Source organism: Micromonospora chokoriensis, assembly GCF_900091505.1.
Lineage (GTDB): Bacteria > Actinomycetota > Actinomycetes > Mycobacteriales > Micromonosporaceae > Micromonospora > Micromonospora chokoriensis.
The window spans coordinates 412,012-436,773 of sequence record NZ_LT607409.1; the positions used below are offsets into that span (position 1 = coordinate 412,012).

27 protein-coding genes and 1 pseudogene are annotated in these 24,762 nt (G+C 71.1%); 11 read left to right on the forward strand and 17 right to left on the reverse strand.

The features are described from left to right. Positions 1–194: 194 nt before the first annotated feature. Together GA0070612_RS01850 and GA0070612_RS01855 are read right to left on the reverse strand one after the other, a co-directional pair. A complete protein-coding gene (locus GA0070612_RS01850; RefSeq protein ID WP_088986327.1) occupies positions 195–638 on the reverse strand; it encodes a hypothetical protein in 444 nt (147 codons plus the stop codon). Between the two features lie 40 nt (positions 639–678). After that, positions 679–1,665 carry a 4-hydroxy-3-methylbut-2-enyl diphosphate reductase gene (locus GA0070612_RS01855; protein WP_088986328.1) on the reverse strand — a complete coding sequence of 329 codons (987 nt, stop codon included), beginning with the start codon at positions 1,663–1,665 and terminating at the stop codon, positions 679–681. A 144-nt stretch (positions 1,666–1,809) separates the two neighbouring features. Here GA0070612_RS01855 and xseA point away from each other — a divergent pair, with 144 nt between their 5' ends. Further along, the gene (gene xseA, locus GA0070612_RS01860) at positions 1,810–3,042 is read left to right on the forward strand and encodes an exodeoxyribonuclease VII large subunit (RefSeq protein ID WP_408630527.1); all 1,233 of its coding nucleotides are present in this window, start codon (positions 1,810–1,812) and stop codon (positions 3,040–3,042) included. 119 nt (positions 3,043–3,161) lie between these two features. Next, positions 3,162–3,383, forward strand: a complete 222-nt coding sequence (locus tag GA0070612_RS01865; protein WP_088986330.1) for an exodeoxyribonuclease VII small subunit — start codon at positions 3,162–3,164, stop codon at positions 3,381–3,383. 156 nt (positions 3,384–3,539) lie between these two features. Here the strand turns inward: GA0070612_RS01865 and GA0070612_RS01870 are convergent, their stop codons facing one another. Genes GA0070612_RS01870 through GA0070612_RS01875 form a run of 3 tightly spaced genes read right to left on the reverse strand, consistent with a single transcriptional unit; the run spans position 3,540 to position 5,230 of the window. After that, on the reverse strand, positions 3,540–4,388 hold the full coding sequence (locus GA0070612_RS01870; protein ID WP_088986331.1) for a hypothetical protein: 849 nt from the start codon (positions 4,386–4,388) through the stop codon (positions 3,540–3,542). A gap of 18 nt (positions 4,389–4,406) precedes the next feature. Further along, entirely contained in the window at positions 4,407–4,538 is a 132-nt protein-coding gene (locus tag GA0070612_RS32775) for a hypothetical protein (protein WP_269458277.1), read from the reverse strand. Positions 4,539–4,582: 44 nt separating this feature from the next. Further along, entirely contained in the window at positions 4,583–5,230 is a 648-nt protein-coding gene (locus GA0070612_RS01875; RefSeq protein WP_088986332.1) for a DUF4245 domain-containing protein, read from the reverse strand. Positions 5,231–5,389: 159 nt separating this feature from the next. Here GA0070612_RS01875 and glpX point away from each other — a divergent pair, with 159 nt between their 5' ends. Together glpX and GA0070612_RS01885 are read left to right on the forward strand one after the other, a co-directional pair. Continuing rightward, a complete protein-coding gene (gene glpX, locus GA0070612_RS01880; protein WP_088986333.1) occupies positions 5,390–6,421 on the forward strand; it encodes a class II fructose-bisphosphatase in 1,032 nt (343 codons plus the stop codon). Further along, a complete protein-coding gene (locus GA0070612_RS01885; RefSeq protein WP_088986334.1) occupies positions 6,418–7,389 on the forward strand; it encodes a DMT family transporter in 972 nt (323 codons plus the stop codon). Before glpX ends, GA0070612_RS01885 begins: the two co-directional genes overlap by 4 nt. A gap of 17 nt (positions 7,390–7,406) precedes the next feature. On the opposite strand, the gene GA0070612_RS01890 is transcribed toward GA0070612_RS01885, so the two are convergent. From GA0070612_RS01890 to GA0070612_RS01920, 7 genes are all read right to left on the reverse strand, one after another. Continuing rightward, complete coding sequence (locus GA0070612_RS01890) at positions 7,407–9,065, reverse strand: hypothetical protein (protein ID WP_088986335.1); 1,659 nt, start codon at positions 9,063–9,065, stop codon at positions 7,407–7,409. 65 nt (positions 9,066–9,130) lie between these two features. After that, positions 9,131–10,099, reverse strand: a complete 969-nt coding sequence (locus tag GA0070612_RS01895) for an NAD(P)/FAD-dependent oxidoreductase (protein ID WP_088986336.1) — start codon at positions 10,097–10,099, stop codon at positions 9,131–9,133. 105 nt (positions 10,100–10,204) lie between these two features. Next, the gene (locus tag GA0070612_RS01900; protein WP_088986337.1) at positions 10,205–10,858 is read right to left on the reverse strand and encodes a rhomboid family intramembrane serine protease; all 654 of its coding nucleotides are present in this window, start codon (positions 10,856–10,858) and stop codon (positions 10,205–10,207) included. Between the two features lie 113 nt (positions 10,859–10,971). Continuing rightward, entirely contained in the window at positions 10,972–11,649 is a 678-nt protein-coding gene (locus GA0070612_RS01905; RefSeq protein WP_088986338.1) for an aggregation-promoting factor C-terminal-like domain-containing protein, read from the reverse strand. 276 nt (positions 11,650–11,925) lie between these two features. Then, the gene (locus tag GA0070612_RS01910; RefSeq protein WP_088986339.1) at positions 11,926–13,341 is read right to left on the reverse strand and encodes a PhoH family protein; all 1,416 of its coding nucleotides are present in this window, start codon (positions 13,339–13,341) and stop codon (positions 11,926–11,928) included. Positions 13,342–13,747: 406 nt separating this feature from the next. Then, positions 13,748–14,086, reverse strand: a complete 339-nt coding sequence (locus GA0070612_RS01915) for a hypothetical protein (protein WP_088986340.1) — start codon at positions 14,084–14,086, stop codon at positions 13,748–13,750. Positions 14,087–14,117: 31 nt separating this feature from the next. Then, the gene (locus tag GA0070612_RS01920; protein WP_030328857.1) at positions 14,118–14,462 is read right to left on the reverse strand and encodes a hypothetical protein; all 345 of its coding nucleotides are present in this window, start codon (positions 14,460–14,462) and stop codon (positions 14,118–14,120) included. 264 nt (positions 14,463–14,726) lie between these two features. Between GA0070612_RS01920 and GA0070612_RS01925 the strand changes: the two genes are divergently transcribed. From GA0070612_RS01925 to otsB, 3 genes are all read left to right on the forward strand, one after another. After that, positions 14,727–15,170, forward strand: a complete 444-nt coding sequence (locus GA0070612_RS01925) for an XRE family transcriptional regulator (RefSeq protein WP_088986341.1) — start codon at positions 14,727–14,729, stop codon at positions 15,168–15,170. 162 nt (positions 15,171–15,332) lie between these two features. Beyond that, the gene (locus tag GA0070612_RS01930) at positions 15,333–15,686 is read left to right on the forward strand and encodes a hypothetical protein (protein WP_088986342.1); all 354 of its coding nucleotides are present in this window, start codon (positions 15,333–15,335) and stop codon (positions 15,684–15,686) included. Between the two features lie 67 nt (positions 15,687–15,753). Next, positions 15,754–16,578 (forward strand): trehalose-phosphatase, encoded by an 825-nt coding sequence (gene otsB, locus GA0070612_RS01935; RefSeq protein ID WP_088986343.1) that lies wholly within the window; start codon positions 15,754–15,756, stop codon positions 16,576–16,578. A gap of 41 nt (positions 16,579–16,619) precedes the next feature. Here the strand turns inward: otsB and GA0070612_RS01940 are convergent, their stop codons facing one another. From GA0070612_RS01940 to GA0070612_RS01960, 4 genes are all read right to left on the reverse strand, one after another. Next, positions 16,620–17,390, reverse strand: a complete 771-nt coding sequence (locus tag GA0070612_RS01940) for an isoprenyl transferase (protein WP_088986344.1) — start codon at positions 17,388–17,390, stop codon at positions 16,620–16,622. A gap of 31 nt (positions 17,391–17,421) precedes the next feature. Further along, positions 17,422–18,564, reverse strand: a complete 1,143-nt coding sequence (locus GA0070612_RS01945; protein WP_088991211.1) for a geranylgeranyl reductase family protein — start codon at positions 18,562–18,564, stop codon at positions 17,422–17,424. 386 nt (positions 18,565–18,950) lie between these two features. After that, positions 18,951–19,808 (reverse strand): hypothetical protein, encoded by an 858-nt coding sequence (locus GA0070612_RS01955; protein WP_088986346.1) that lies wholly within the window; start codon positions 19,806–19,808, stop codon positions 18,951–18,953. A gap of 31 nt (positions 19,809–19,839) precedes the next feature. Next, the gene (locus tag GA0070612_RS01960) at positions 19,840–21,690 is read right to left on the reverse strand and encodes a phosphoenolpyruvate carboxykinase (GTP) (RefSeq protein WP_088986347.1); all 1,851 of its coding nucleotides are present in this window, start codon (positions 21,688–21,690) and stop codon (positions 19,840–19,842) included. A 136-nt stretch (positions 21,691–21,826) separates the two neighbouring features. Between GA0070612_RS01960 and GA0070612_RS32335 the strand changes: the two are divergent. From GA0070612_RS32335 to GA0070612_RS01975, 4 genes and pseudogenes are all read left to right on the forward strand, one after another. Continuing rightward, positions 21,827–21,922: pseudogene (locus GA0070612_RS32335) on the forward strand (GtrA family protein); the annotation flags it as partial. Positions 21,923–22,130: 208 nt separating this feature from the next. Continuing rightward, a complete protein-coding gene (locus tag GA0070612_RS01965; RefSeq protein ID WP_088991212.1) occupies positions 22,131–22,667 on the forward strand; it encodes a GtrA family protein in 537 nt (178 codons plus the stop codon). A gap of 63 nt (positions 22,668–22,730) precedes the next feature. Next, entirely contained in the window at positions 22,731–23,435 is a 705-nt protein-coding gene (locus GA0070612_RS01970) for a GtrA family protein (RefSeq protein ID WP_088986348.1), read from the forward strand. Beyond that, the gene (locus GA0070612_RS01975) at positions 23,432–24,121 is read left to right on the forward strand and encodes a MaoC/PaaZ C-terminal domain-containing protein (RefSeq protein ID WP_088986349.1); all 690 of its coding nucleotides are present in this window, start codon (positions 23,432–23,434) and stop codon (positions 24,119–24,121) included. The genes GA0070612_RS01970 and GA0070612_RS01975 overlap by 4 nt, the downstream gene beginning before the upstream one ends. A gap of 45 nt (positions 24,122–24,166) precedes the next feature. Here the strand turns inward: GA0070612_RS01975 and GA0070612_RS01980 are convergent, their stop codons facing one another. Further along, positions 24,167–24,739: a PH domain-containing protein gene (locus tag GA0070612_RS01980; RefSeq protein ID WP_088986350.1), complete on the reverse strand. Its 573-nt coding sequence runs from the start codon at positions 24,737–24,739 to the stop codon at positions 24,167–24,169. Between the last annotated feature and the right edge of the window lie 23 nt (positions 24,740–24,762).

A 24,762-nucleotide genomic window follows, 5' to 3' on the forward strand; every position in this document is an offset into this window, starting at 1 on the left:
ACCGATCGGGCGTCGAGGGCCCGGGCCGCATTGAGCTGATCGGGCGTCGTGGGCCCGGGCCGCATCGAGCTGATCGGGCGTCGTGGGCCCGGGCCGCATTGAGCTGGTCGGGCGTCGTGGGCCCGGGCCGCATTGAGCTGATCGGCCACCGAGGGCCCGGTCGGGCCGCGCTGAGCTGGCTGGCCCCGACGGCGTCAGGACCGGTGGGCGGCCGACACGACGAACGGGGTGCCCTGCTGGCAGGTGGTCATCATGCCGGGCTCCACCCGACCGGTGACCTCCACCCGCGCGCCGGGCGTCAGCACGTCACGGGGGCCGCCGAGCAGTAGGTAACCGTCGAGCAGTACGCAGCCGGGCTCCACACCGCCCTGCACGGTGCCGCTCAGGGTGGTCGCCCCGACTCCCGGGGGTGTGCTGGGGCCGCCCGGCTTCGGGGCCCGCGGAGTCGTCGAGCCGGCGGGCGGGGTGGGATCGACTGTCGACGGCGAGGCGGTCGGGTCGGGCGTGGGCGGGTTGGTCACCGGCTGCGCTCCCGTCGGGGTCGGAGTGGGTGTGCCGCCTCCGGCGTCCTGGCTGCCGCAGGCGCTCAGCGCCACGCAGACGGCCAGCGCGGAGACGGCGAGCCGAAGAGTCCTCATGCCGGATTCGACGTACGCCGGGTCGGGTCGGTTCCGGCCTTCAGCCGCGGGCCGCGGCGGCCTTCATGTCCCGCTTCAGCTCCTGCGGGAGCGAGAACGTGAGCCGCTCGTTGGCGGTGGTGATCTCCTCGACGTCGCCGAAGCCCCGGGCGGCGAGGTAGGCCAGCACCTCCTGGACCAGGTCGTCCGGGACGCTCGCGCCCGAGGTCAGCCCGACCGTGGTGGCGCCCTCCAGCCAGGCGTCGTCGATCTCGTGGGCGAAGTCGACCAGGTGACCGGCGCGGGCCCCCGCGTCCAGGGCGACCTCGACCAGGCGAACCGAGTTGGAGGAGTTGGTCGAGCCGACGACGATCACCACGTCGCAGTCGGCGGCGATCTCCTTGACCACGTGCTGCCGGTTGGAGGTGGCGTAGCAGATGTCGTCGCTGGGCGGGGACTGCAGCAGCGGCAGCCGCTGCTTGAGGCGGGCCACCGTCTCCAGCGTCTCGTCGACCGAGAGCGTGGTCTGGGAGAGCCAGACCACCTTCTCCGGATCACGGACGGTGACCTTGTCGGCGCCGTCCGGACCGTCCACCAGCTGGATGTGGGCGGGGGCCTCACCGGCGGTGCCGATGACCTCCTCGTGCCCCTCGTGACCGATGAGCAGGATGTCGTAGTCCTCGGCGGCGAACCGCTTCGCCTCGTGGTGCACCTTGGTGACCAGCGGGCAGGTCGCGTCGATCGCCTTCAGGGAACGGGCCTTGGCCTGCTCGTAGACCTCGGGAGCGACGCCGTGCGCGGAGAAAATGACTGTGGAACCCTCCGGCACCTCCTCGTTCTCCTCCACGAAGATGGCGCCCTGGGCCTCCAGGGTCTGCACGACGTGCTTGTTGTGCACGATCTGCTTGCGCACGTAGATCGGGGCACCGTAGAGCTTGAGCGCCTCCTCGACGGTCTGCACCGCGCGGTCGACGCCGGCGCAGTAACCGCGGGGCTTCGCCAGGAGCACGCGCTTGCCGGTCCGGGGGGTCGCCTCAGCCTCAGTCACCCACCCATCCTACGTGCCGTCCCACCACCCGCCACCGGGCCGCGGGCCGCCACCCGGACCCGGTGATCAAGAGGTTGGCGTCAGAAACGCGCCCAGCACTGACGCCAACCTCTTGATCACCGGGAGGGTCCGTAGGGTGGGCGGGTGACTGAGGGTGGACGGGTGGGCGGCGGCGCGGCCAGCAGCGCCGAGGAGCCGTGGCCGGTACGGGTGGTCAGCCAGAAGGTGGGGGCGTGGATCGCCAAGCTGGGCTGGGTGTGGGTGGACGGGCAGGTGGCGCAGATCAGTCGCCGCCCCGGAGCCAGCACCGTCTTCCTCACCCTGCGTGACCCGTCGGCGGATCTGAGTCTGACCGTCACCACCAATCGGGACGTACTGGACGCTGGCGCCCCGGAGCTGCGCGAGGGTGCCCGCGTGGTGCTGCACGCCAAGCCGGAGTTCTACGCCGCCCGGGGCACACTGAGCCTGCGGGCCGACGAGATCCGCCAGGTGGGGCTCGGGGAGCTGCTGGCCCGGCTGGAGAAGCTCAAGAAGCTGCTCGCCGCCGAAGGGCTCTTCGACAGGGCCCGCAAGCGCCGACTGCCGTTCCTGCCCGGCCGCATCGGGCTCATCACCGGTCGCGCGTCGGCGGCCGAACGCGACGTGCTGACCAATGCCCGGCGGCGTTGGCCCGCCGTGGAGTTCCGCACTGTCAACGTCGCGGTGCAGGGCCCGTCCGCGGTGCCCCAGATCGTGGACGCGCTCAAGGTGCTGGACGCCGACCCGACCATCGACGTGATCATCATCGCCCGGGGCGGCGGCGGCATCGAGGATCTGCTGCCCTTCTCCGACGAGGCGCTCTGCCGTGCGGTGTTCGGCTGCCGTACGCCGGTGGTCAGCGCGATCGGCCACGAGACCGACGCGCCGCTGATCGACTACGTCGCCGACGTCCGCGCCTCCACCCCGACCGACGCGGCCAAGCGGGTCGTCCCCGACCTCACCGAGGAGGTACGCCTCATCGGCCAGGCCCGGCACCGCCTCGAACGGGCGGTCCGCAACCTGGTGGACCGGGAGACGCACCGGCTCGACGGGCTGCGGTCCCGGCCGGTGCTGGCCCGGCCGCAGGTGATGGTGGACCAACGGGCGACCGAGCTGACCGCGTTGCGCCAGCGGGCCGGCCGTTGCCTGGAACACCGACTCTCCGCCGCCGACGACGACCTGCGGCACACGGTGGCGCGGTTGCGCGCGCTCTCCCCCGCCGCCACCCTCGACCGGGGGTACGCGATCGTGCAGCGCGCCGACGGCCACGTGGTCCGCGCGGCGGCGGAGGTCGGCAAGGGCGACCCCCTGCGGGTACGGCTGGCCGACGGCGAACTGGCCGCCACGGTGGACGGCTGAGTGGCGACGCGCGCGGACGGTCTGAGCGACGGCGTGGCGTCGACGGTTCGAGCGGCAGCGCGGTGGATGGCTGAGTGGCGACGCGGTGACCCGGGGAGCGGTGTGTTGAGATGGATGCGATGACTGACGACACGAAGGCCGGGCCGGATGAGCGGCTCAGTTACGAGCAGGCCCGCGCCGAGCTGGCCTCGGTGGTGGAGCGGCTGGAGGCCGGTGGCACCTCGCTGGAGGAGTCCCTGGCGCTCTGGGAGCGCGGCGAGGCCCTGGCGGTGATCTGCCAACGCTGGCTGGACGGCGCGCGGGCACGGATCGACGCCGCCCGCCGGGAACAGAACTCCTGATCACCGCCCCACCTCAGGCGCCAAGATCCACACGACATCAGGGGTCGTGGTGCCTCCCACGGCTCGGCGGCAGCACGATCAGGGACCTTGCGCGGATCATGACCGGGCGACCGGTGCGCGCCGGTGGGGCAGCCGGAGCCGCCCCACCCGCGTACGTCAGTTGAACAGGTTGTACAGCTCGGCCGGTGCCTCGACGACCTGGTCCGCCGGCGGCTTCTGCGCGGCGGTGGCGGCGCCGTAGTCGGAGTACGTCATCGTGATCTCCTGGGCGGCGGTCTGCCCGGCGGCGGGCAACTGCAGCACGAGCTCGCTGAGCCGGCCCTGCGGGTCCACCTTCGCGGTGAACGGGACCGTCTTCGCCTGGGTGCCCAGCGCGGCGATCGTCGCGGCGTTCAGGGAGCCGGCCTCGGCGGCCTTGGTGACGTCGATGGTGCCGGCGTACGCGCCGGTGCCGGTGCTGCGTACCTCGGTGATGCCCTGGGTCAGCACCGCGCTGCCCGCCGGGTCGACCTTGTCGAAGTCGAAGCCGAGGTTGCGGTTGCCCTTGATCCGGGCCTGGTCCAGGTGCTGGTACTTGCCGAGGTTGAGCTGCTTGATCTCGGGCAGGCTGTTGGCGGTGGAGCCGCTCAGCTCCAGCTTGACCCAGCTGTCCGGCTTGAAGTGGATCACGTCGAGCTTCATCGCCAGGTCAGACGAGGGGCCGCCGATGGCGATCTTCATCGCGGCGCTCTGGCTCGGCTGGTGCACCTGCCCCTCGACGGTCGAACCGACACCGGTGAGGGCGAAGCGGAAGTTGCCGGTGCTGATCTCCTTGGTGGAGTCGAGCAGGGCCTGCTTGGCGTCACCCGCGACCGGGGCTCCGGTCGGGCTCGCCGCGCCGGACGCGGTCACTGTCGGGGTCGCGGTCGAGCCGGCGGTGCCGGTGCCATTGCTGGCGCAGGCGGCCAGGGCGGGCGTGATCAATGCGGCGGCCACCAGGCCGGCGCCGAGTCGTCGGACAGTCATACGTGTCTCCCAAGAGGGTCACCCGACGACCTGGGCGGCGCCGGAAACCGGGCGACGCAGCAGCACCGTCGGCTGCGTCGCGCGACCCGGGCCGAGCAACGCGCCCGGGTCACCCCCTCTCTGTTCCCGCTCGACGCGTCGGACAATCACCCTTCTGTCCGGTTGCCCATTTTCGCTGCCCACCAGGGGCCGGGTCAGCGCAGCGAGCCCGCCAACTCGCGCAGTTCGTTGTCCCGGGCATCGCCGACGATGATCACCGTGCGGTTCGGCTCCAACAGGACCAGCGCCTGCTGGTTGTCCCGGGCCGTGTAGCGCTGCCAGTTGCGCCCGGCCAGCTCGGTGGGCCCCTGCGGCTGGGCCTGGTCGGTCAACTCGGCGGGGAGCAGTCGCTCCGCCGGCACGTTGCTCTGCAGGAGCTGGACTCCCCGCCCCTCCGGGGTGAGGTAGCCGAGCCGCAGGTTCGCGCCGCCCTCGACGCTCTGGTAGCGGGCGCTGACCGTCGACCAGTCGGAGCCGAGCCCTTCCGGCTGGCTCACCGGAAACACGTTCGCCGACCGGGCCTGCTCGATGGCCGGGGCCGAATCGACGGTGGTGGGCTGGTCACCACCGAGAAAACCCCGATAGAACGCGAGCAACAGCGCGATCGGGACGAGCAGCACCAGCAGCGAGATCGCCATGTCCTTCGGCGAGCGCTCGGACTTGCCGGACGTCACCCGCGGCGGCGGCGTCGGATCGGTCGCGGCAGGCTCACCACCGGGGCCGGTGGGGACGTCGACCGGCGGCTGACCGTCGGGCGGCGTGCGGTCGGCGGGGGCGCGGTCGGCTGGCTGTGCGGGTTCCACCCCTCCATCTTCGCAGCAGCCCGACCGGCGGTATCCGGGCCATCACCGCCCCGCGCCGACGCCGGGTCGGCGATCGTGTGAGGATCAGCGACAAAGCCGACAGCGGGGACCGCCCCGCTGTCGGTCGTCCCCGCACCGTCGCGAGGAGGAGCAACCGTCATGACGAACACCAGGACGCGGATCCCACAGGATCTCGACCGAAACCTCGCCCTCGACCTGGTACGGGTCACCGAGGCGGCGGCGATGGCCGCCGGCCGGTGGGTGGGTCGGGGCGACAAGGAGGGCGGCGACGGCGCCGCCGTCGACGCGATGCGCAAACTGATCAACTCGATCCAGATGCGCGGCGTGGTGGTGATCGGCGAGGGCGAGAAGGACAACGCCCCGATGCTCTTCAACGGCGAACACGTCGGCGACGGCACCGGCCCGGAGGTGGACGTCGCGGTCGACCCGGTCGACGGCACCACCCTGATGAGCAAGGGCATGCCGAACGCGGTGGCGGTGCTCGCCGTCTCCGAGCGGGGCGCGATGTTCGACCCCAGCGCCGTGTTCTACATGGAGAAGCTCGCTGTCGGCCCGGCGTACGCCGACGTGATCGACATCAACGCCGGCGTGGCCGAGAACCTGCGCCGGATCGCCAAGGTCAAGGGCACGGACGTCTCCGAGGTGACGGTCTGCGTGCTGGACCGCAGCCGCCACGACGACCTGGTCGCGCAGATCCGCCGGACCGGGGCGGGCATCCGGTTCATCTCCGACGGCGACATCGCCGGCACCATCGCCGCGGCCCGGGGCGAGTCGGACGTCGACGTCCTGATGGGCATCGGCGGCACCCCGGAGGGCATCATCTCCGCCTGCGCGCTGAAGTGCATGGGTGGCGCGATGCAGGCCAAGCTCTGGCCGCGCGACGAGCAGGAGCGGGAGAAGGCGATCGCCGCCGGGCACGACCTGGACCGGGTGCTGGGCACCGACGACCTGGTCACCGGCGACAACTGCTTCTTCGTGGCGACCGGTGTCACCTCCGGGGATCTGCTGCGCGGGGTGCGCTACCGGGCGGGTGGCGCGTACACCCAGTCGATCGTGATGCGCTCGAAGAGCGGCACCATCCGGGTGATCGACTCGTACCACCGGCTGGAGAAGTTGGCGCTCTACTCCGCGGTCGACTTCGACGGCCGTCCGTTGGCCGAGCAGGAGTGACCAACGCCGACACGGCGGCCCCGCAGATCCTGTCGGCCACCCGCCGGATCACCGGCGTCGCGCTGGCGTCGATCTCCGGGGTCGCGGTGGCGGTGCAGTCGCGCATCAACGGCGAGCTGGGGGTACGCCTCGCCGACGGTTTCGCCGCCGCTGTGGTGTCCTTCGGCGTGGGCCTGGTGGTGCTCCTGGTGCTGGTGCCCGCTACTCCCGGCGGTCGGCGTGGCCTGGTCGCGTTGCGGCGTGCGCTCGCGGGCGGTGCGTTGCGGCCCTGGCAGTGCCTCGGCGGGATGTGCGGGGCGTTCCTGGTGGCCACCCAGGGTCTCACCATCGGTTCGCTGGGCGTGGCCGTCTTCACCGTGGCGGTGGTGGCCGGTCAGACCGGCAGCAGCCTCGCCGTGGACCGGGCGGGGATCGGGCCGATGGGCCGGCAGCCGGTCACCCGACAGCGGTTGGCCGGTGCGGCGCTCACCGTGCTGGCGGTCCTCCTGGCGGTCGGTGACCGGCTCGAAGACCCGGGCATGTTGGCGCTCGCCCTGCTGCCCCTGCTCGCCGGGGTGGCCATCGCCTGGCAGCAGGCGGTCAACGGGCAGGTCCGGGCGGCGGCCGACAGCGCGTTGACCGCCACCCTGGTCAACTTCGCCGTCGGCACTGTCACCCTGCTCGTGGCGTTCGCGACCGACATCGCCGTACGCGGCTGGCCCAGCGGGCACCTGCCCTCCGAACCGTGGCTCTACCTGGGTGGTCCGATCGGCATCGTGTTCATCGCCATCGCCGCCGCGATCGTGCGGTTCACCGGGGTGCTGCTGCTCGGCCTGGCCACCATCGCCGGGCAGATCGTGGGCGCGGTCCTGCTGGACGTCCTGCTGCCCACCGCGGCCTCGCACCCCGGCCTGAACACCCTGCTCGGGGCGGCTCTGACCATGGTGGCCGTGCTGGTCGCCGCGTTGGCGCCACCCGCCCGCCGCTGACGACCAGCCGCCGCGGGTCAGGACGGCGGCACCCGCTGGTGCGGTTGGGGCGGATACGGCGGGTAGGGCACGTACGGCGGATACGGCGGGTTGGGCAGGTGGGGCGGCCTGTTCCGTCGGCCGCGCGTCAGGGTCGGGTCGACCAGCCCGGAGGTCAGGACGGCCAGCACCAGACCCGGCACGGCGGCCAGCAGGGCCAACGACACCGCCGTCCGGGTGTCCGGCGGGTTGCCGTTCACCCAGCCGATCAGCGGCGCTCCGGCCAGGAAGACGGTGCACACGAGGCCAACCAGCATCCAGCCGACCCAGCGCGTCGTCGCGCCCTCGTACCAGGCGCGGACCGACACGACGACGGCCGGTGCGACGCCCACCGCCAGGGTGGCGGCCATCATGAACGACACCCCGAGGATGTCGTCGCCCCGGTACCAGAACGCCGTCAACGCGAGGCCCACGAGCAGCATCGGCAGGGCGCCGACGAACCCCCACCAGCTCCCGCCACCCGCGCGACGGACGGCCAGAGAACTCGCCACCAGGGTGACCAGGGCGCCGAGGCTCACGGCGAGCACGACGGCGAGCAGCAGATCGAACGATCGGGTGCGAGGGCCGCTGCCGTCCAGCGTGGGCAGGGTCTCCGCCCCGTGGATCGCGCTGCGACCGTCCGCGGAGAGGAAGCCGTCCCGCTGCCATTCCCCGTTCGGCAGGCTGCGGAGGAAACCGTCCCGACCGTTGGCGACCAGCACCTCGTGGCCGCCACCGACGCGGGGATAGACGGTCAGTTCGCGGGAGGCGAAGTGCCGGCCGATGTCGCCCGGGTTGGGTGACTGGCGGGCCAGCGCCTCCCGCTGCCGGTCCGGCACCTCCCAGGCCACCCGCCAGGTGACACCGGCGTCGTCGCTCTGCTCCACCCGCAGGTGCCCGGTGACCACCCGGTAGCAGCGGCGGGCATCGTCGGGGGCGCAGGCCTGCCGGCGCGGCGAGTCCTGGCTGTTCAGTTGCTCCTTCTCGTCCTCGGTGGCGGCCCGCCAGGTCGCCGCGCCACTGTCGCTGACCGCCCACGCCCCGTCCGACGGACTGGTCGGCCAGTTCTGCGTGCTGTAGCCGCTGCCGACCGAGATCGCGGGTTTGCCGTCGAGCACCGCGGTTCCCAGCGCGTAGGGGTACCACACGGCGCTGGTGGCGGCCACGGCCAGCACCGCCGGCGGCAGCACCACGAGCATTCGGGCCACCCGTGCGGCCCGTCGCCGCACCGGCCGCACGCGGGCCCTCGTCCAACTCCACCAGGCCAGGCCGAGGGCCGGCACTGTGAGCAGGTCGGTCCAGTCGGCCCGGACCAGCGACGGCCCGGCCAGCACGGTCCAGGCGGAGGAGGCGAGTTGGGCCGCGTACCCGCTGGATTTGACGACCGCGAACCCGGCGCCCACCGCGACCAGGCCGACCACCGCGGCGGTCCGGGCCGGCAGCCGCGGCACCAGGAGGGTCAGCAGCACCGCGACCAACGGCGGAGCGAGCACCAGGCCGGCGACGTCGCTCAGCTTGCCGGTCAGCAGCCCGGGAAATGCCGGCTTCAACACGTGGTCGTTGACGACCAGCAGGACCAGGGCGAGCAGCGTGGTGGGGTGGCAGAGCCAGGACAGTGTCGTCGGTGCGCCGTCGTGCCGTGCCTCGGGACCGGTCATTCCCTCAGGGTGCGGTGAGCGCGTCTCGGTCCGGCTACGGACCGGTCCGCTTCCGATACCGACGGTCAGCCGGCGTCGGAGGAGTGCCCCGGAAACAGGTGCGCGCTCGGGTCGATGGCCACCGCCGCGTTGTTGACGGCCGTGGCAGCCTCGCCGAAGCCGGTCGCGATCAGCCGGACCTTGCCCGGGTATTCGGTGATGTCACCCGCCGCGAAGACCCTCGGCAGGTTCGTCGCCATCGCGCTGTCCACCAGGATGTGCCGGCGGTCCAGGTCGAGCCCCCACTCGGCGAGAGGGCCCAGGTCGGCGGTGAAGCCGAGGGCCGCCACCACGACGTCCACCGGCAGGGTCTCGGCCGCGCCACCGCGCACCGTCACCTCGGCGCCGGTCACCGCGCCGTCCCCGAGCAGCCGGCTGACCTCGGCGTTGACCACCACCCGCACCGGCAGCGACAGCACCCGGGCCACCGTCGAGGCGTGCGCCCGGAACTTCTCCCGCCGGTGTACGAGGGTCACCGAACGGGCCAACGGTTGCAGCGCCAGCGCCCAGTCGAAGGCGGAGTCGCCGCCACCGACGATCAGCACGTCCCGGTCGGCCAACTCGGCGGGATCGGTGACGAAGTAGACGATCCCCGTGCCGGGAGCGCCGTCGGCGCACGGCAGCGGCCGAGGGCTGAAGCTGCCGAGCCCGCCGGTGATCACGACCGCTCCGCACTGGAGCTGCTCGCCGCCGGCCAGGCCGAGGACCGGACGACCGTCGGAGTACGCGAGTTTCTCGGCGCGGGTGCCGAGCAGGTACTGCGGATTGAACGGCGCTGCCTGGGCGACCAGGTTGGCCACCAGGTCGCGGCCCTTGACGGCGGGGAAACCGGCCACGTCGAGGATCAGCTTCTCCGGGTACATCGCGGTGACCTGACCGCCTGGCTCCGGCAGCGCGTCGATCACCGCCACCGAGAGACCGCGGAACCCGGCGTAGTACGCGGCGAAGAGACCGGCCGGACCGGCCCCGATCACGGCGACATCGACCTCACGCATGGCGTACCGTCGCTTTCCGCTTACGGATCAACGCTTGCTGATCTCGACCGTAGGCGGACGACGGCGGTCGGGCAAGGACGTCCCAGAGGCGCGCCGAGGATTCGGTCAGGGAAGGCTGAGCGTGGAGCCCGAGTAGTCCGGACCTTCCACGGTGGGTCGCCGTCGCCGGAACAGGATCGCCGCGACGACACCGCCGAGCAGCCCGAACAGGTGGCCCTGCCAGGAGATCCGCTCGTCGGTGGGGAGGATGCCGACCAGTTGCCAGCCGTAGAGCAGGCCGACCAGGAGGACGACGGCGAAGTTCCACCAGCTCCGTTCGACGATGCCCCGGGTGAGCAGAATGCCGAGGTAGCCGAAGATGACGCCGCTCGCGCCGACCACCACCGAGTTGGGCGAGCCGGTGAACCAGACGCCGAGACCGCTCACCAGGATGATGACGAGGGTCGACCACAGGAACCGGCGGGCTCCGGCGGCCAGGACGAACGTGCCCAGCAGGATCAGCGGGATGCTGTTGCTGTAGAGGTGGTCGAAGCCGTGGTGCAGGAACGGTGAGAAGAAGACACCGTCCAGCCCGTCGATGCGTTGCGGGATGATGCCGGCCGTGGCGTCCAGGCCGAAGGCGAGGCCCTGGTCGGCGGCCTCGATGAGGAAGAGGAACGGGACCACCGCGCACATGGCGACGAAAGCCCGGCCGAGCGAGGCGTAGAACGACTCGGTGCCGAACCGGTAGGGGTCGTCACTTGACGGGTGCAGGGTCACGCTACAACTGCTATCAGCAAAAGCGGACGACCGCCACTCGCATCCCGTTCGAGCAGACCGGGGTACGGGCGACGGCGGGGCGGTGGCTTCCCACCCTCCCCGCCGTCGAACCGTCAGTAGCTGCCGTTGTTCTGGAAGTGGGTCCAGGCGCCGCAGGGCGTCTTGTACCTGCCCTTGATGTAGCTCAGCCCCCACTTGATCTGGGTGGCCGGGCTGGTCTGCCAGTCGGCGCCGAAGGCGCTCATCTTGTTGCCCGGGTACGCCTGCGGGATGCCGTACGCGCCGGAGGAGGAGTTGCGGGCCTTGTGGTTCCAGCCGCTCTCCTTGTTCCAGAGCTTGTCCAGGCAGGGGAACTCGGCGATACCGAAGCCGCTGTCGATCATCAGCGCGCAGCCGATCTTCCGGTTGCCGCTGTACTCCTCGCAGGACGCGGGGATGGGCCCGTCGTACGGCTTCGCGGGTGCGTTGGCCGCGTCGCGTTCGCGCTTGCGGGACGCCGCGGCTGCCTCGGCCCGGCGGGCCCGCTCGGCGGCCTCCTTGGCGGCCTGTGCCGCGCGCAGCTTGGCCTGGTATTCGGCGGCCCGCTGCTGGGCGAACTTGACCTGGCTCGCGGCCTGCCGCTCGCGCTGGTACGCGAGATCGGCCCGGTCGACCTCGTGGCTGACCTGCTCGGCCAGGCCCTGTTGCTGGGTTTCCCGGTTTTCGCCCAGGTAGAAGCCACCGGCTACGCCCACGGAGAGCAGCGCCACGGCGGCCGTACGGGCACCCAACCGGCTCCACAGCCGACTCACGAAGTGGTCCCTTCGTCGGGGGCAAGGACGCGGCCCGATGCCGGCCGCAGGTGGGCCGTCAACCGTGCCACGAGCGCCCCGACCGGTTGCCGGCCGCTCCGACGCACCGACCGCCGCCGATGTCGTTCCGCTCGGGACGAACGATCACCAACGATGCTCATGGTGCGTGGACGCTCGTGGGACACGATTGCGCACAGTGAGGCCGTTGGGAAACCAACCGACCTCTTTGTGATCTGCGCCACGTATCAAATATAGACAAAGGGCCCTAAAAAGTCATCAGATCGGGATGTCCTCCAGGAGATCGGTCACCATCGCCGCGATCGGCGAGCGCTCCGAGCGGCTGAGCGTGACGTGCGCGAAGAGCGGATGGCCCTTGAGCGCCTCGATGACGGCGGTGACCCCGTCGTGCCGGCCCACCCGCAGGTTGTCCCGCTGGGCCACGTCATGGGTGAGCACCACCCGGGAGCCCTGCCCGATCCGGGACAGCACCGTCAACAGCACCCCACGCTCCAGCGACTGGGCCTCGTCCACGATCACGTACGCGTCGTGCAGGCTGCGCCCCCGGATGTGGGTCAGCGGCAACACCTCGAGGATGCCCCGCGAGGTGACCTCCTCCAGCACGTTCTCGTGCACCACAGCGCCGAGCGTGTCGAAGACCGCCTGCGCCCAGGGCGACATCTTCTCCGACTCCGAACCCGGCAGGTAGCCCAACTCCTGACCGCCGACGGCGTACAGCGGGCGGAACACGATCACCTTCTTGTGCCGGCGACGCTCCATCACCGCCTCCAGCCCGGCGCAGAGCGCCAGCGCCGACTTGCCGGTGCCGGCCCGGCCACCCATCGAGACGATCCCGATCGACTCGTCGAGCAGCAGGTCGAGAGCGATCCGCTGCTCGGCGGAACGGCCGTGCAGACCGAACGCCTCCCGGTCGCCCCGGACCAGACGCACCGACTTGTCCGGTAGCACCCGGCCGAGCGCCGAACCACGCCCCGAGTGCAGCACCAGACCGGTGTGACAGGGCAACCCGGCCGCCTCGTCGAGGTCGAGCGTCTCGCCGCCGTACAACCGGCCGATCTGCTCGTCGCTCAACTCCATCTCGGACATGCCGGTCCAGGTCGGGTCGCTGGCCTGGCCGTGGCGGTACTCGTCGGCGCGTAGACCCACCGAGGCCGCCTTGACCCGCAGCGGCATGTCCTTGCTGACCAGGGTCACCTCCCGCCCCTCGGCGGCGAGGTTGAGCGCGACGGAGAGGATCCGGGCGTCGTTGCTCTCGTTGCGGAAGCCGGGAGGCAGCACCCCGTCGTCGGTGTGGTTCAGCTCCACCCGCAGGGTGCCGCCCGCATCGTTGGCGGGCACCGGAGTGTCCAGGCGGCCGTGCCGGATGCGCAGGTCGTCGAGCATCCGCAGTGACTGCCGGGCGAACCAGCCCAGCTCGGGATGGTGCCGCTTGCCCTCCAATTCGGTGATGACCACCAGGGGCAGCACCACCTCGTGCTCGGCGAACCGGTGGAACGCCGCCGGATCGGAGAGCAGCACGGACGTGTCCAGGACAAAGGCCTGGCCTGCTGGTCGCGGCTCCTTGGGGTCGGCCGGCGCGGCGGCCGCCGAACGGCGGCTCCTGGTGGCACGGCGGGTCGTGGCAGTCGCGGCCGGGGTCTGGTCGGCACCGGCGGGGGTACGGCGAGTCGTCACAGGCCTGCTCCGACGGATGGGCACCCGCCACCCGCGTTCCGCCTCCTCCGGTGCCCGGGGACACGGGGTCGGATGCGGAACCCCGTGCGCGAGGTCGCAGATCCGGGCGGACCGGCTGGCTCGGGAGAACCCCGTGCCATGCCTAGACGCTAGCCCCGCCGGACCCTCTCGGCTAGAGGTCGGACGTGGATCTCCCAAGACGGGTGCGTGAACACCCCTTCACCACGGCACCTACCCGCCGGAAGGCACCGCGGCGGAACCGGCCGGGATGCATGCCCCCTGCGCGCATCCCGGCCGGTGGGGCCACCGTCACCGGTCTGACGTGACCCCCGACGGTGCGTGTCCGCCGCGGACGACGCACCGCGTTCTTGGCGTCGGTCGGCGGGGCGACACCCGCCGGCCCACGTCAACCGGTACGTCGGACGAGCGTGCCGGTCGGGTGCCGCCCGGTGATCGGGGCGGCCGGCGCGGCGAACGACGAGCCGGTGTAGGTGGTGCCGGGCCGGGGAGCGACGGCGCCCGCCGAGCGGGCCACGCTCGCCGGCGCGACCGACAGGGCCGAGGCGATTGCCGCCTGGGCGTCACGACGACGCCTGTTCCAGGCGCCCCGGTCGCCGTCGAAGTAGCCCTGCCGGTAGCCGAAGCGGTAGCCGATGCGATAACTGAGCTGCCCGTGCAGGCGGCCGGCGGCGTAGCTGGTGGCACCGAGCACCAGGACGAGGAAGACCGCGAGGAACGGGCTCATCGGGCAGCTCCGGCCCCGCTCGGACGGCGGGTCATCGCTCCTCCGGCTCGATCGTGGTCGGATCCGCGACGAGCAGGCGGTCCAGGTCGTCGGTGCTGACCTCCTCGACCAGCTCGACGCTGATCCGGCAGCCGTCGAGCACGACCTCGGCCACCGAGGAACGGCGGATCTCACCGCCGGCGTCGTAGACCCGGACGCTCAGCTCAGGGCAGCCGAGATGGGTACGCCAGGCGTTCCACTCGGCGCGGTCGCCGACGCTCAGCGACAGGTAACGGCAGCCTCGGGCGAGGTAGAGCCGCCAGGGAGCGGTCAGCCCCGCGGCCACCCCCTCGGCGATCAGCCCGAAGGCCTGGGCGCGGGTGGCGAGCTCGGTCACCACACCCCCTCGGCACCGGGGGCGTGACGCATGTGAGCACCAATCGTCTCATGCACGTGACACACCGTAGATTGTCCCATGGGCGTGACAGTATCAGCTTTTCGTCCCCTTACGTTGACCACTATGGGCATCTATTCTGCCCGCGTGACACCCCTCGACAGTGACATCGAATCGTTTACCGGAAATCCGAAGGCCCCGTCACGTCCGCGTGACAGTAGCGAGCCGGGGCGGGCACTCACCTCCGGCTGGCCGTACGGTCACGGGGTGACCGAGACGGCCAATGCGCGGAAGATCGCGTTCGCCACCTTCGTGCGGCGCGCCCTGGACGAGGCACGGGCGACCCGGGCCTGGAGCGGCACCGAGGTGTCCCGACGCACGGGCGTGTCCCGACAGACCATCAACCGGTGGGTCCGGGGCGACTGGGCCAGCGACCCGGAGGCCGAACGGGTCGTCGCCTTCTGCGAGGGCCTGGGGCTGAATCCGGCCGCCGCCTTCGCGGCACTCGGCTGGGACCGCGCCGCGACGGGTCACCGCACCGATCAGCCCGCCCCTCCGATGGACCCCGACGTCGAGGCGTTGCTACGCCGACTCGTCGATCCGAACGTGTCGGACGCGGAGAAGTTCCACATCCGCGAAACCATTAGATACCTCGCATACCGCCCAACGTTGCCGGTCGATGTCCGAAAAAGAGGCAATCAGGCCGGGTAGTTCCTCAGATAGCGCAAGAACGCCTGGTCAGGTTCATTCGTTTACCTCCGGGGCAGGAACGGGCACGCTAGCGTCCCTATTCGTACTGCTTGGGCTCGTCATCGGCGGGGGGACGGGACAAGGCCGAACCCAGCCCTGCGGGACAGAAGGAGGGGTCTGTCCATGACCCTGAAATGGTTGGCAGTCGTGGTCGCGACCGTGTCGATGACACTGTGGGCGACCGGCAACGCGGTGACTCTCGCAGTCGACGGCGGGCAACTCCCGCTGCTCGTCAATCTCTTCGTGCTCATCGCCGCCGGCACCGCGGTCGTCCTGGCCGTCGTCGCCGAGTTGCACGAGCGCCTGAACGATCGGATCACCGCCCTCACCGAGTTCCTGGTGGCACGGCTCAACGAGATCGAGAACCACACCGGTGATCGCAACACCGGGTTCGTGGAGGGCTACCTGTTGAGTCACGGCCAGGAGGCGGCGGTGGTGCCGTTCGGCCGGCGCGGACGGGGAGCCGCCGAACGCTGATTGCGTACCGCCGAACGGGTCCGCTCGGCCAGGAATGAGCCCCGATCGCCGGGGTACGCTGACGCGCGTGCCGCCGTTGAATCTGGGCAATCAGCAGCCGAGGACCCCGTTGAACGCCGACCAGGTCTGGCGGACAACCGCCGACCGGGCCGCCGGGACCGTGCTCTTCTTCGACTTCGACGGCACGCTCGCGCCCGTCGACGACGATCCGACAGCGGTTCGCCCGGCGCCCAAGGCGCTGTCCGCGATCGAGGCGTTGGCCCCGGTCGTGCAGCGGGTCGCGATCGTGTCCGCCCGACCCGTCGAGTTCCTCCGGGATCAGCTCGGCGGGCTCACCGGCGTGGACCTCTACGGTCTGTACGGGCTGGAGCACAGCCACTCCGGCGGGGAGACCGTCACCGAGCCGGCGGCGCTGCCCTGGGTGCCGACCATGGCGGAGTTGGCCGACCAGGCCCGGGCGGAGCTGCCGCCCGGCACCCTCGTGGAGTACAAGCGGCTCTCCGTCGCGTTGCACTGGCGCACCGCCCCGCAGCTCGGCTCCACCGTGCAGCAGTGGGGCGAGGCGCAGGCCGACCGGCTGGGGTTGCGGGTGCAGGCCGGGCGGATGGTGCTGGAGCTCAAGCCGCCCGTCGACCGGGACAAGGGCATGGTCATCGGCGAGGCGATCAAGGGCGCCACCGGCGCCTGGTACTTCGGCGACGACGTCTCCGACATCAAGGCCTTCGCCGCGCTGCGCGCCCGCGCCGCCGCCGACCCGGACTTCCTCGGCGTCTGCGTGGCGGTGGCCAACCCGGAGACCGGTCAGGAGGTGGCCAACGCGGCCGACCTGACGATCGAGTCCCCGGCGGCCCTGGGCGACTTCCTCACCCGGGCACTGACCCACCTGCCCTGATCCGATCGACTCCAGCGGCGGCCGACGGCGTCGCCGCTGAGTCAGGCGCCGTAGCGGCGTTGCCTGGTGGCGTACGAGCGCAGTGCCCGCAGGAAGTCGATGTGCCGGAAATCCGGCCAGTTGAGTTCGCAGAAGTAGAACTCCGAGTGCGCGGACTGCCAGAGCATGAAGCCGGACAGCCGCTGCTCACCGCTGGTGCGGATGACCAGGTCCGGATCGGGCTGGCCGCGGGTGTAGAGGTGCTCGGAGATGTGCTCGACGTCCAGCACCTCGGCCAACTCCTCGAGCGTGCCGCCGGAGGCGGCATGCTCCAGCAGCAGCGAGCGGACCGCGTCGGTGATCTCCCGGCGGCCGCCGTACCCCACCGCGATGTTGACCTCCGCGCCGCCGCTGCGCTCGCGCGTGCGCTCCTCGGCGCCCTTGAGCGCCGCCGCGGTCTGCGCCGGCAGCAGGTCGAGCGCCCCGACGATGCGCAGCCGCCAGGGGTTGCCCTCCTCCGCCAGCTCCACCACCAGGTCCTCAATGATCTTGAGGAGTGGGTCCAGCTCACTGGCCGGACGGCGGAGGTTGTCGGTGGCCAGCAGATAGAGGGTGACGTGCCCGACGCCGGCCTGGTCGCACCAGCCGAGAACGTGCTTGATCTTCGCCGCGCCAACCCGGTGCCCGTCGTTGGGGTCGACGAAGCCCATCTCCCGCGCCCAGCGGCGGTTGCCGTCGCACATCACCCCGACGTGGCGGGGCACCGGTTTACCGGCGAGCTTCGCCGTCAGCCGGCGCTCGTACACGGAGTAGATAAGGTTCCGCAGCGTCATCACCTTGCAGCGTAGCGACCCTTCTCCCAGATCACTGCCTCGGAGCCCCACCCCGCCCGGCCAGACCGATGCCGATCATCGCCAGGGTGCGCGCGTTGAGACGCCCGTCACCCAGACCCAGCTCGACCACGTCGTAGAACACCCGATCGTCCCGGCGGGCAGCCCGGACCGCCCCGTCCACCACCCGCCGACGCCGCGCCAACCAGGCGGCGAACGAGCTGTGGCGCAGGTGGGTGCCGAGGCGGCGACGCAGTCCGTGGGCGTAGTGGGCGGCGGCCTCCTCGGGTGCCCGGGCCGCCGCCGCGCCGGCGAGCGCACCGGAGAGCAGCGCGTAGAAGATGCCCTCCCCGGTGAACGGATTGATCAACGACAGGGCGTCCCCGGCCAGCAGTGTGCGACCCCGACCCGGAGCCGGCCGGTGGGTGGACAGCGGCAGGTGGTGGGCACGCAACGCGGTCACCGTCGCCAGCTCGGTGCCGGGCAGCAGCGCGGCCAGCCGGTCCAGCAGGTAGGACCGGCTCAGCGGCTCACCGCGCAGCACCTCTCCGTACCCGACGTTGGCCCGTCCGTCACCGATGGGAAACGACCAGGCGTACGCCGGCCAGCGTGCCTGCGAGGTGACGATGAGCTGCTCGGACGGGCCGGGCAGAGCTGGGGCGTACCCCCGGATGGCCAGCGCGAGGTGCCGGTCGGGATTCTGCGGGTGGCCCAGGGCACGCCGCACCACCGACCCGGCGCCGTCCGCGCCCACCACCACCCGACCGGACAGCTCCCCGTCGAGCACCACCCGGTCGGCGCGCGGCTCGACCCGACGCACGGTGTGCCGGCGCAGCTGGGCACCGGCCGCCACGGCAGCCGCCACGAGACGCGCGTCGAAAACCTCGCGCGGCACCGTGTACGCGGGTCGGGGCAGCGCCCGGGCCACGGCACCGCCCCCCGGCGCGATCATGCGTAACGCGGGCAGCGGGGCGTAGCCCGCCACCGCCTCGGGCACCCCCAGCTCGGCGAGCACATCCACCGAGTGCGCGGCGATCCCGTCGCCACAGGCCTTGTCCCGGGGGAAGTCGGCCCGGTCCAGCAGCAGCACGCTGGCGCCCGCCCGGCGAGCGGTCAGCGCGGCGGCCGCCCCCGCCGGCCCGGCTCCCACGACCACCACGTCGAACTCGTCGCTCACCGCGCCTCCCTCCGGCCGACGCGACTGCTCCCGCACCGCCCCGACGAACCACCCGCGCCGCCCACGCCAGTCGTTGTGACCGACGCCACCCCGCCATCCTGCCCCCTGTCGGCCCGCGCGGACCGCTCCCGCACGGCACGTTTCCCAGCCGGACGCGACAGCGCCCCTGCATCCACGCCCACGCCCACGCCCACGCCCACGCCCACGTCCACGTCCACGTCCACGTCCACGTCCACGTCCACGTCCACGAGATCGTGCTCACGCCCGCAAGATCGTGCTCAAACCAGGATGTAGTGGTATCGGCGTATCGATGAGGCCACTACTTCCTGGTTCGAGCACGATCTTGGCGCGGGCGCGGGCGCGGAGACGCGGGGGCGCGGGGCGCGTCAGGCCGGGACGGCGTCCTTCGCGCGGGCTGCCCGACGAAGGCCGTAGAAGGCCAGCGCCGCGGCGACGACCAGCGGACCGCCGTCGCGGACCAGGCCGTCCACGCCCAGCAGCCACCAGCACAGCGGCAGGTCCACCGCGAGCACGGCAAGCGTGACGCCGACCAGCAGGCCACGCGCCCAGTCCTTGTCCCGCATCAGGAACGCGGTGCAGAACAGCACGGCGTAACTGGCGGCGATGCCCGCCCCGAACCAGAACAGCACTGCCGGTACCGCACTCAGCCGGCCGTCCAGGATGGATCCTCCGGCCACCAGGGCCGGCACCAGCATCAGCGGGCTGTAGGTGAACGCCGCCACGCGGCTGGTCAACAGCCAGGCGTTGACCTGCGGACGGCGCGGAGGGGTCTCCCGCCAGGAGATGCCGGCCCGGTCGATGACGAGCCGGGGCCGGTGCCGGACCAGGTGCCCGGCCAGCGCCGGCGAGCGGTAGAGCAGACAGACCACAGCGGCGCAGAGCGCGGTGAGCACGGCGAAACCGAGTAGGCCGGGCAGCGGCGGCACGCCCTGCCGGGGCACGATGAGTCGACCGACGGCGAAGATCGTGGTGACCGCGAGGATCAACCCGAACGGGCGGGCCACCGTGCGGCCCCGCCGGACGTGCCCGATCAGCAGCAGGAAGCCGAACGAGCGCAGCATCGCCCAGCCGGTGCGTACGGCCAGCCCGAAGCCCTGCTCCGGGGCGTACCACCAGTTGAGCAGCTCGACCACGACGGTCGCCGCCGCCGTCGTCGCGAGCAGGATGGTCAGCACCCGGACGGCGGACGGCCGCCGGACCTGGGTCTCGGCGGCCGTCCTCATGGGATCCGATGATGCCCGCAGGGGGCGGTTTTCACACCTGGCGCTGCGGCTGCGCGGCGTCCAGGCGGGCGCGCAGCGCGTCCAGCTCGGCCCAGAGCACGCCGGGCAGCTTGTCACCGAACTTCTCGAACCACTCGGTGATCATCGGCAGCTCGTTGCGCCACTCGTCCGGGTCGACCTTCAGAGCGATCCGGACGTCCTCCGGGGTCATGTCCAGACCCTCGACGTCCAGCGAGTCCGGCGCGGGGACCATGCCCACCGGGGTCTCGACCGCGTCGGCAGAGCCCTCGATCCGCTCGACGATCCACTTGAGCACCCGGGAGTTCTCCCCGAAGCCCGGCCAGAGGAACGAGCCGTCCGGGTCCTTACGGAACCAGTTGACGTAGTAGATCTTCGGCAGCTTCGCCTCGTCGCCGTCGGCGCCCTTGCCCATCTCGATCCAGTGCCGGAAGTAGTCACCGGCGTGGTAGCCGATGAAGGGCAGCATCGCCATCGGGTCACGGCGGACCACGCCGACCGCACCGGAGGCCGCCGCGGTGGTCTCCGAGGAGAGCGTGGCACCCATGTAGACGCCGTGCACCCAGTCGCGGGCTTCGGTCACCAGCGGGACGGTGTCCTTGCGGCGGCCGCCGAAGAGGATGGCGTCGATCGGCACGCCGTTCGGGTCGAAGTACTCGTCGGCGAGGATCGGGCACTGGGTGATCGGCGTGCAGAACCGGCTGTTCGCGTGGGAGGAGAGGCTGTCGCTCTCCGGCGTCCAGTCGTTGCCCTTCCAGTCGATCAGGTGCGCCGGCGGCTCGCCCATGCCCTCCCACCAGACGTCGCCGTCGTCGGTGAGGCCGACGTTGGTGAAGACGGAGTTGCCCCGGTCCAGGGTGCGCATGGCGTTGGCGTTGGTCTTCCAGTCGGTGCCGGGCGCGACGCCGAAGAGGCCGTACTCCGGGTTGACCGCGTACAGGCGACCGTCCGGGCCGAATCGCATCCAGGCGATGTCGTCACCGATGGTCTCGACCTTCCACCCCGGGATGGTCGGCTCGACCATGGCCAGGTTGGTCTTGCCGCAGGCGGACGGGAACGCGCCGGCGATGTGGTAGACCCGACCCTCCGGCGAGGTGATCTTGAGGATCAGCATGTGCTCGGCGAGCCAGCCCTCGTCCCGGCCCATCACGCTGGCGATCCGCAGGGAGTAGCACTTCTTGCCGAGCAGCGAGTTGCCGCCGTACCCCGATCCGTACGACCAGATCTCCCGGGTCTCCGGGAAGTGCGAGATGTACTTGGTCTCGTTGCACGGCCAGGCGACGTCCTGCTGGCCGGGGGCGAGCGGCGCGCCGATCGAGTGCAGGGCGTGCACGAAGTCGGCGTTGTCACCCATCGCCTCGAGGACGCGGGTGCCCATCCGCGTCATGATGCGCATCGAGGCGACGACGTACGGGCTGTCGGTGATCTCGACACCGAACATCGGAGACTCGGCCTCGACCGGACCCATCACGAACGGGATGACGTACATGGTGCGACCGCGCATGGAGCCCCGGTACAGGTCCGTCATCGTCCGCTTCATCTCGGCCGGCGCCATCCAGTTGTTGGTGGGGCCGGCGTCCGCCTCGTCGACGGAGCAGATGTAGGTGCGTTCCTCGACCCGGGCGACGTCCGTCGGGTCGGTGCGCGCGTAGAACGAGTTGGGCTTCTTCTCCGGGTTGAGCCGGACCAGCGTGCCGGCCTCGACCAGCTCGTCGGTGAGCCGGCGCCACTCCTCGTCGGACCCGTCCACCCAGACGACTCGGTCGGGGGTGGTCAGTTCCGCGACCTCACGGACCCAGGCGAGCAGTTTCGGGTGGGACGTCGGGGCCTGATCGATACCCCGCACAACAGCCGGAGCAACCATGACACATCTCCTTGTGGTCGACGCTGACCGATCTATGGGATGCACGAGACTCAGCGGCGCGATGCGTCGCCTTCGTGGAAACCTGGGATTGGCCTCAGCGTAAACCGGACAGCCTTCCGAGTCAGTGGGACTGGTTGTGAAGAACTGCACAAGCTACGGCTACGCTGCGGCATCACGAGCTAATACCCGCTTTCCCGCGCAGTTTCACGCAAATCTTGTTGTGCACCCCCGGCGGACTCTTGTTGCGGTCGGGCCGTGGACATGCCCCGCCGACCGGTGCGTGGATTCCCGTTCCGGGCCGCGACAGTCCTCCCAATTGGTTACGCTGCGTTCAACCGTTCCGCACACGGCGCTGGGCTGCCGCGTGCGATCACATCCGCTCGCCGTTGCTACCCCGCTGACCGGTCCACAGCCGGTAGGCTCGCCCCGTGGCCGCCACGATGACCGGGGAGCAACCGGGTCCCCGGCAGACCCGACCGGGTCTGGTCGGCAGACTGCTGGACCGTTTCGGTCACCTCGTCCGCGAGATGAGCAAGTTCGCCACCGTGGGCGGCATCGCCTTCCTCATCGACTTCGCGCTCTTCAACTACCTGACGAGCAGTCGCGGCGTGGAAGAGTTGACGGCAAAGACGATCTCCACGGTGATCGCCGCCTCGGTCGCCTTCCTGGGCAACCGGTTCTGGACGTGGCGTCACCGTCAGCGCAACAACCCGGCACGGGAGTACGCGCTGTTCTTCCTGTTCAACGCGGTCGGCCTCGGCATCGCGGTGGCCTGCCTCGCGATCAGTCGGTACGGGCTCGGCAGCATCTGGCCGTCCGTGTTCGAGACGCGCCTGGCCGACAACGTGGCCAGCTACATCGTCGGCACCGGGCTCGGCACGCTGTTCCGATTCTGGTCCTACCGGCGGTTCGTCTTCGTCGAAGCGGGAACCCCGACCCTTCCGCAGGTTGTGCCCGACCGCGACCACGGGGCGTGACCTACCGCCCACCCTGTTCGGCCGGTGATCGCCGGCCGCCACGACTGCCCTAAGGTGTTTCGCATGCGTCTTGTCCGTCTGCTGCCTGAGCGCTGGCAGAAGTTCATCCACGAGGCGCTCAAGTTCGGCATCGTCGGCGGCATCAACACCGTCATCAATTACGCGGTGTTCAATGCCCTCGCACTGACCGTTTTCGTCAACGGTCAGTTGAAGGCAACAGTGATCGCGACCATCGTCGCCACGATCACGTCGTACCTCATGAATCGGCACTGGACGTACCGGGATCGCCCGAAATCGGCAGTTCGGCGAGAGTACGTCCTTTTCTTCCTATTCAATGGCGCTGGCCTGCTCATCGAACTCGGTGCGGTGGCCGCGGCCAAGTACGGCCTCGGCGTCCATGGCCTGCTGGCACTGAACGTGGCCAAGACCGTCGGCGTCCTGCTCGCCACGCTGTTCCGGTTCTGGTCCTACCGGACCTTCGTCTTCCAGCCGGTCAGCGCTGTCGAGGACGACAAGAAGTCGGACTCCACCTGGCACGGCCTCCCCCGCGACGAGTGGGACACGATGGCGGAGATGGATCCGGTCGCCGAACTCGCCGAGTCCGTCTCCGAGCTGGAGGAGGCGGAGTCCGCCCACCGGGGCGACCCACCGCCCGGCGCTCCCATCCAGGGGCGGCCCGCGCGGCTGAGCGTGAGCCCCGCCGCCGACCTGGACGCGGAACTCGCCGCAGAGCTGCACGTCGGCACCCGCCGCTCACCCCGCCGGTGACGCCACCCGCCGCGCGCTCCGGCACCGGGCAACCCGCCGAGCTGTACTTCGAGGATCTCGTCCCCGGGCTCACCGTCGATCTCGGTGTGGTCACCGTGGACGGCGACGAGATGGTCGCCTTCGCCCGTCGATTCGACCCGCAGTGGTACCACGTCGACAGCGAGCTGGCCGGGGAGAGCCGACACGGTGGCCTGATCGCCAGCGGCTTCTACACGGTCAGCCTGTTCATGCGCGCGTACGTCGACCATCTGCTGTCCCGGGCGGCGGCGGACGCCTCTCCCGGCCTGGAGGAGCTGCGCTGGCTCGCTCCCGTACGCGCCGGCGACCGGCTGGCCGTCCGGGTCGACGTGATGGGGGCCCGACCGTCCACCGCCCGGCCGGGGCTCGGCACCGTCAGCCTCACCGGCACCATGCTCCGCCTCGGCCCCGACGACCGGCCCGAGCAGGAGGTGCTGCGCACCCGGTTCCGTGGCTGGTTCGCCGCGCGACCGACCGAGGGCGACCCTCCCGCCGGCGACCTGCCCGAAACCGGTACTCCCGCCGCCGACCTGCCCGAAACCGGCACACCCGGGGCCGAGGTGCCCGACGGGGGTCCGGCGGTCGCCGACGTGCCCGCCAGCCCGACGTCGGCGACCAGCGCGGACGGGCCCCCGAGCGCCCCGCCCACTGTCGAACCACACAACTGACCCGCCCCGACTTCGGTCAGGGCGGGTCGCGGTCGTTCCGGACGATCAGGTCGTGGTGTCGCGCAGCGGCTTACCCTCACGCATGTCGGCCAGGATGTCGCGCATCTCCCCGTCGCCCAGCGAGTGCTTGTCGTGCTGCGCCTCGACCAACTCGTAGAGGGTGGTCTGCACCCGGCTGACCCCCGGCACGTCGACCAGCACCGACTGGCCGCGCTCGCCGGCCGACTCGATGGTGAGCGTGCCGCAGCCCAGCAGACGCTCGAAGAAGTGCTGGTTCATCGAGTGGTCGTTGATCCGGGTGAGCGGGAGGTCCCGCCGGTCCCGGGAGAAGACGCCCTGCTGCAACAGCACGCGCTCGTTGGTGAACAGGTAGTGGGTGGTACGCCATACCAGGAACGGCCACAGACCGAGCCACAGCACCGCTACCAGGGCGATCACGCCGATCACGGCCAGCGCGATCGAACCGCCACTGCTCTCGGGCAGCAGGAGCACGCCGACCACCACCGCGGAGATCGCCAGCACCAGCACCACGATCGGCCGGATCAGCGCCTTCCAGTGCGGATGTAGGTGCAGCACGACATGCTCGTCCTTGGTGAGCACGTCTTCGGGAAACGCCACGGGGAACCTCCAACGCCATCTTC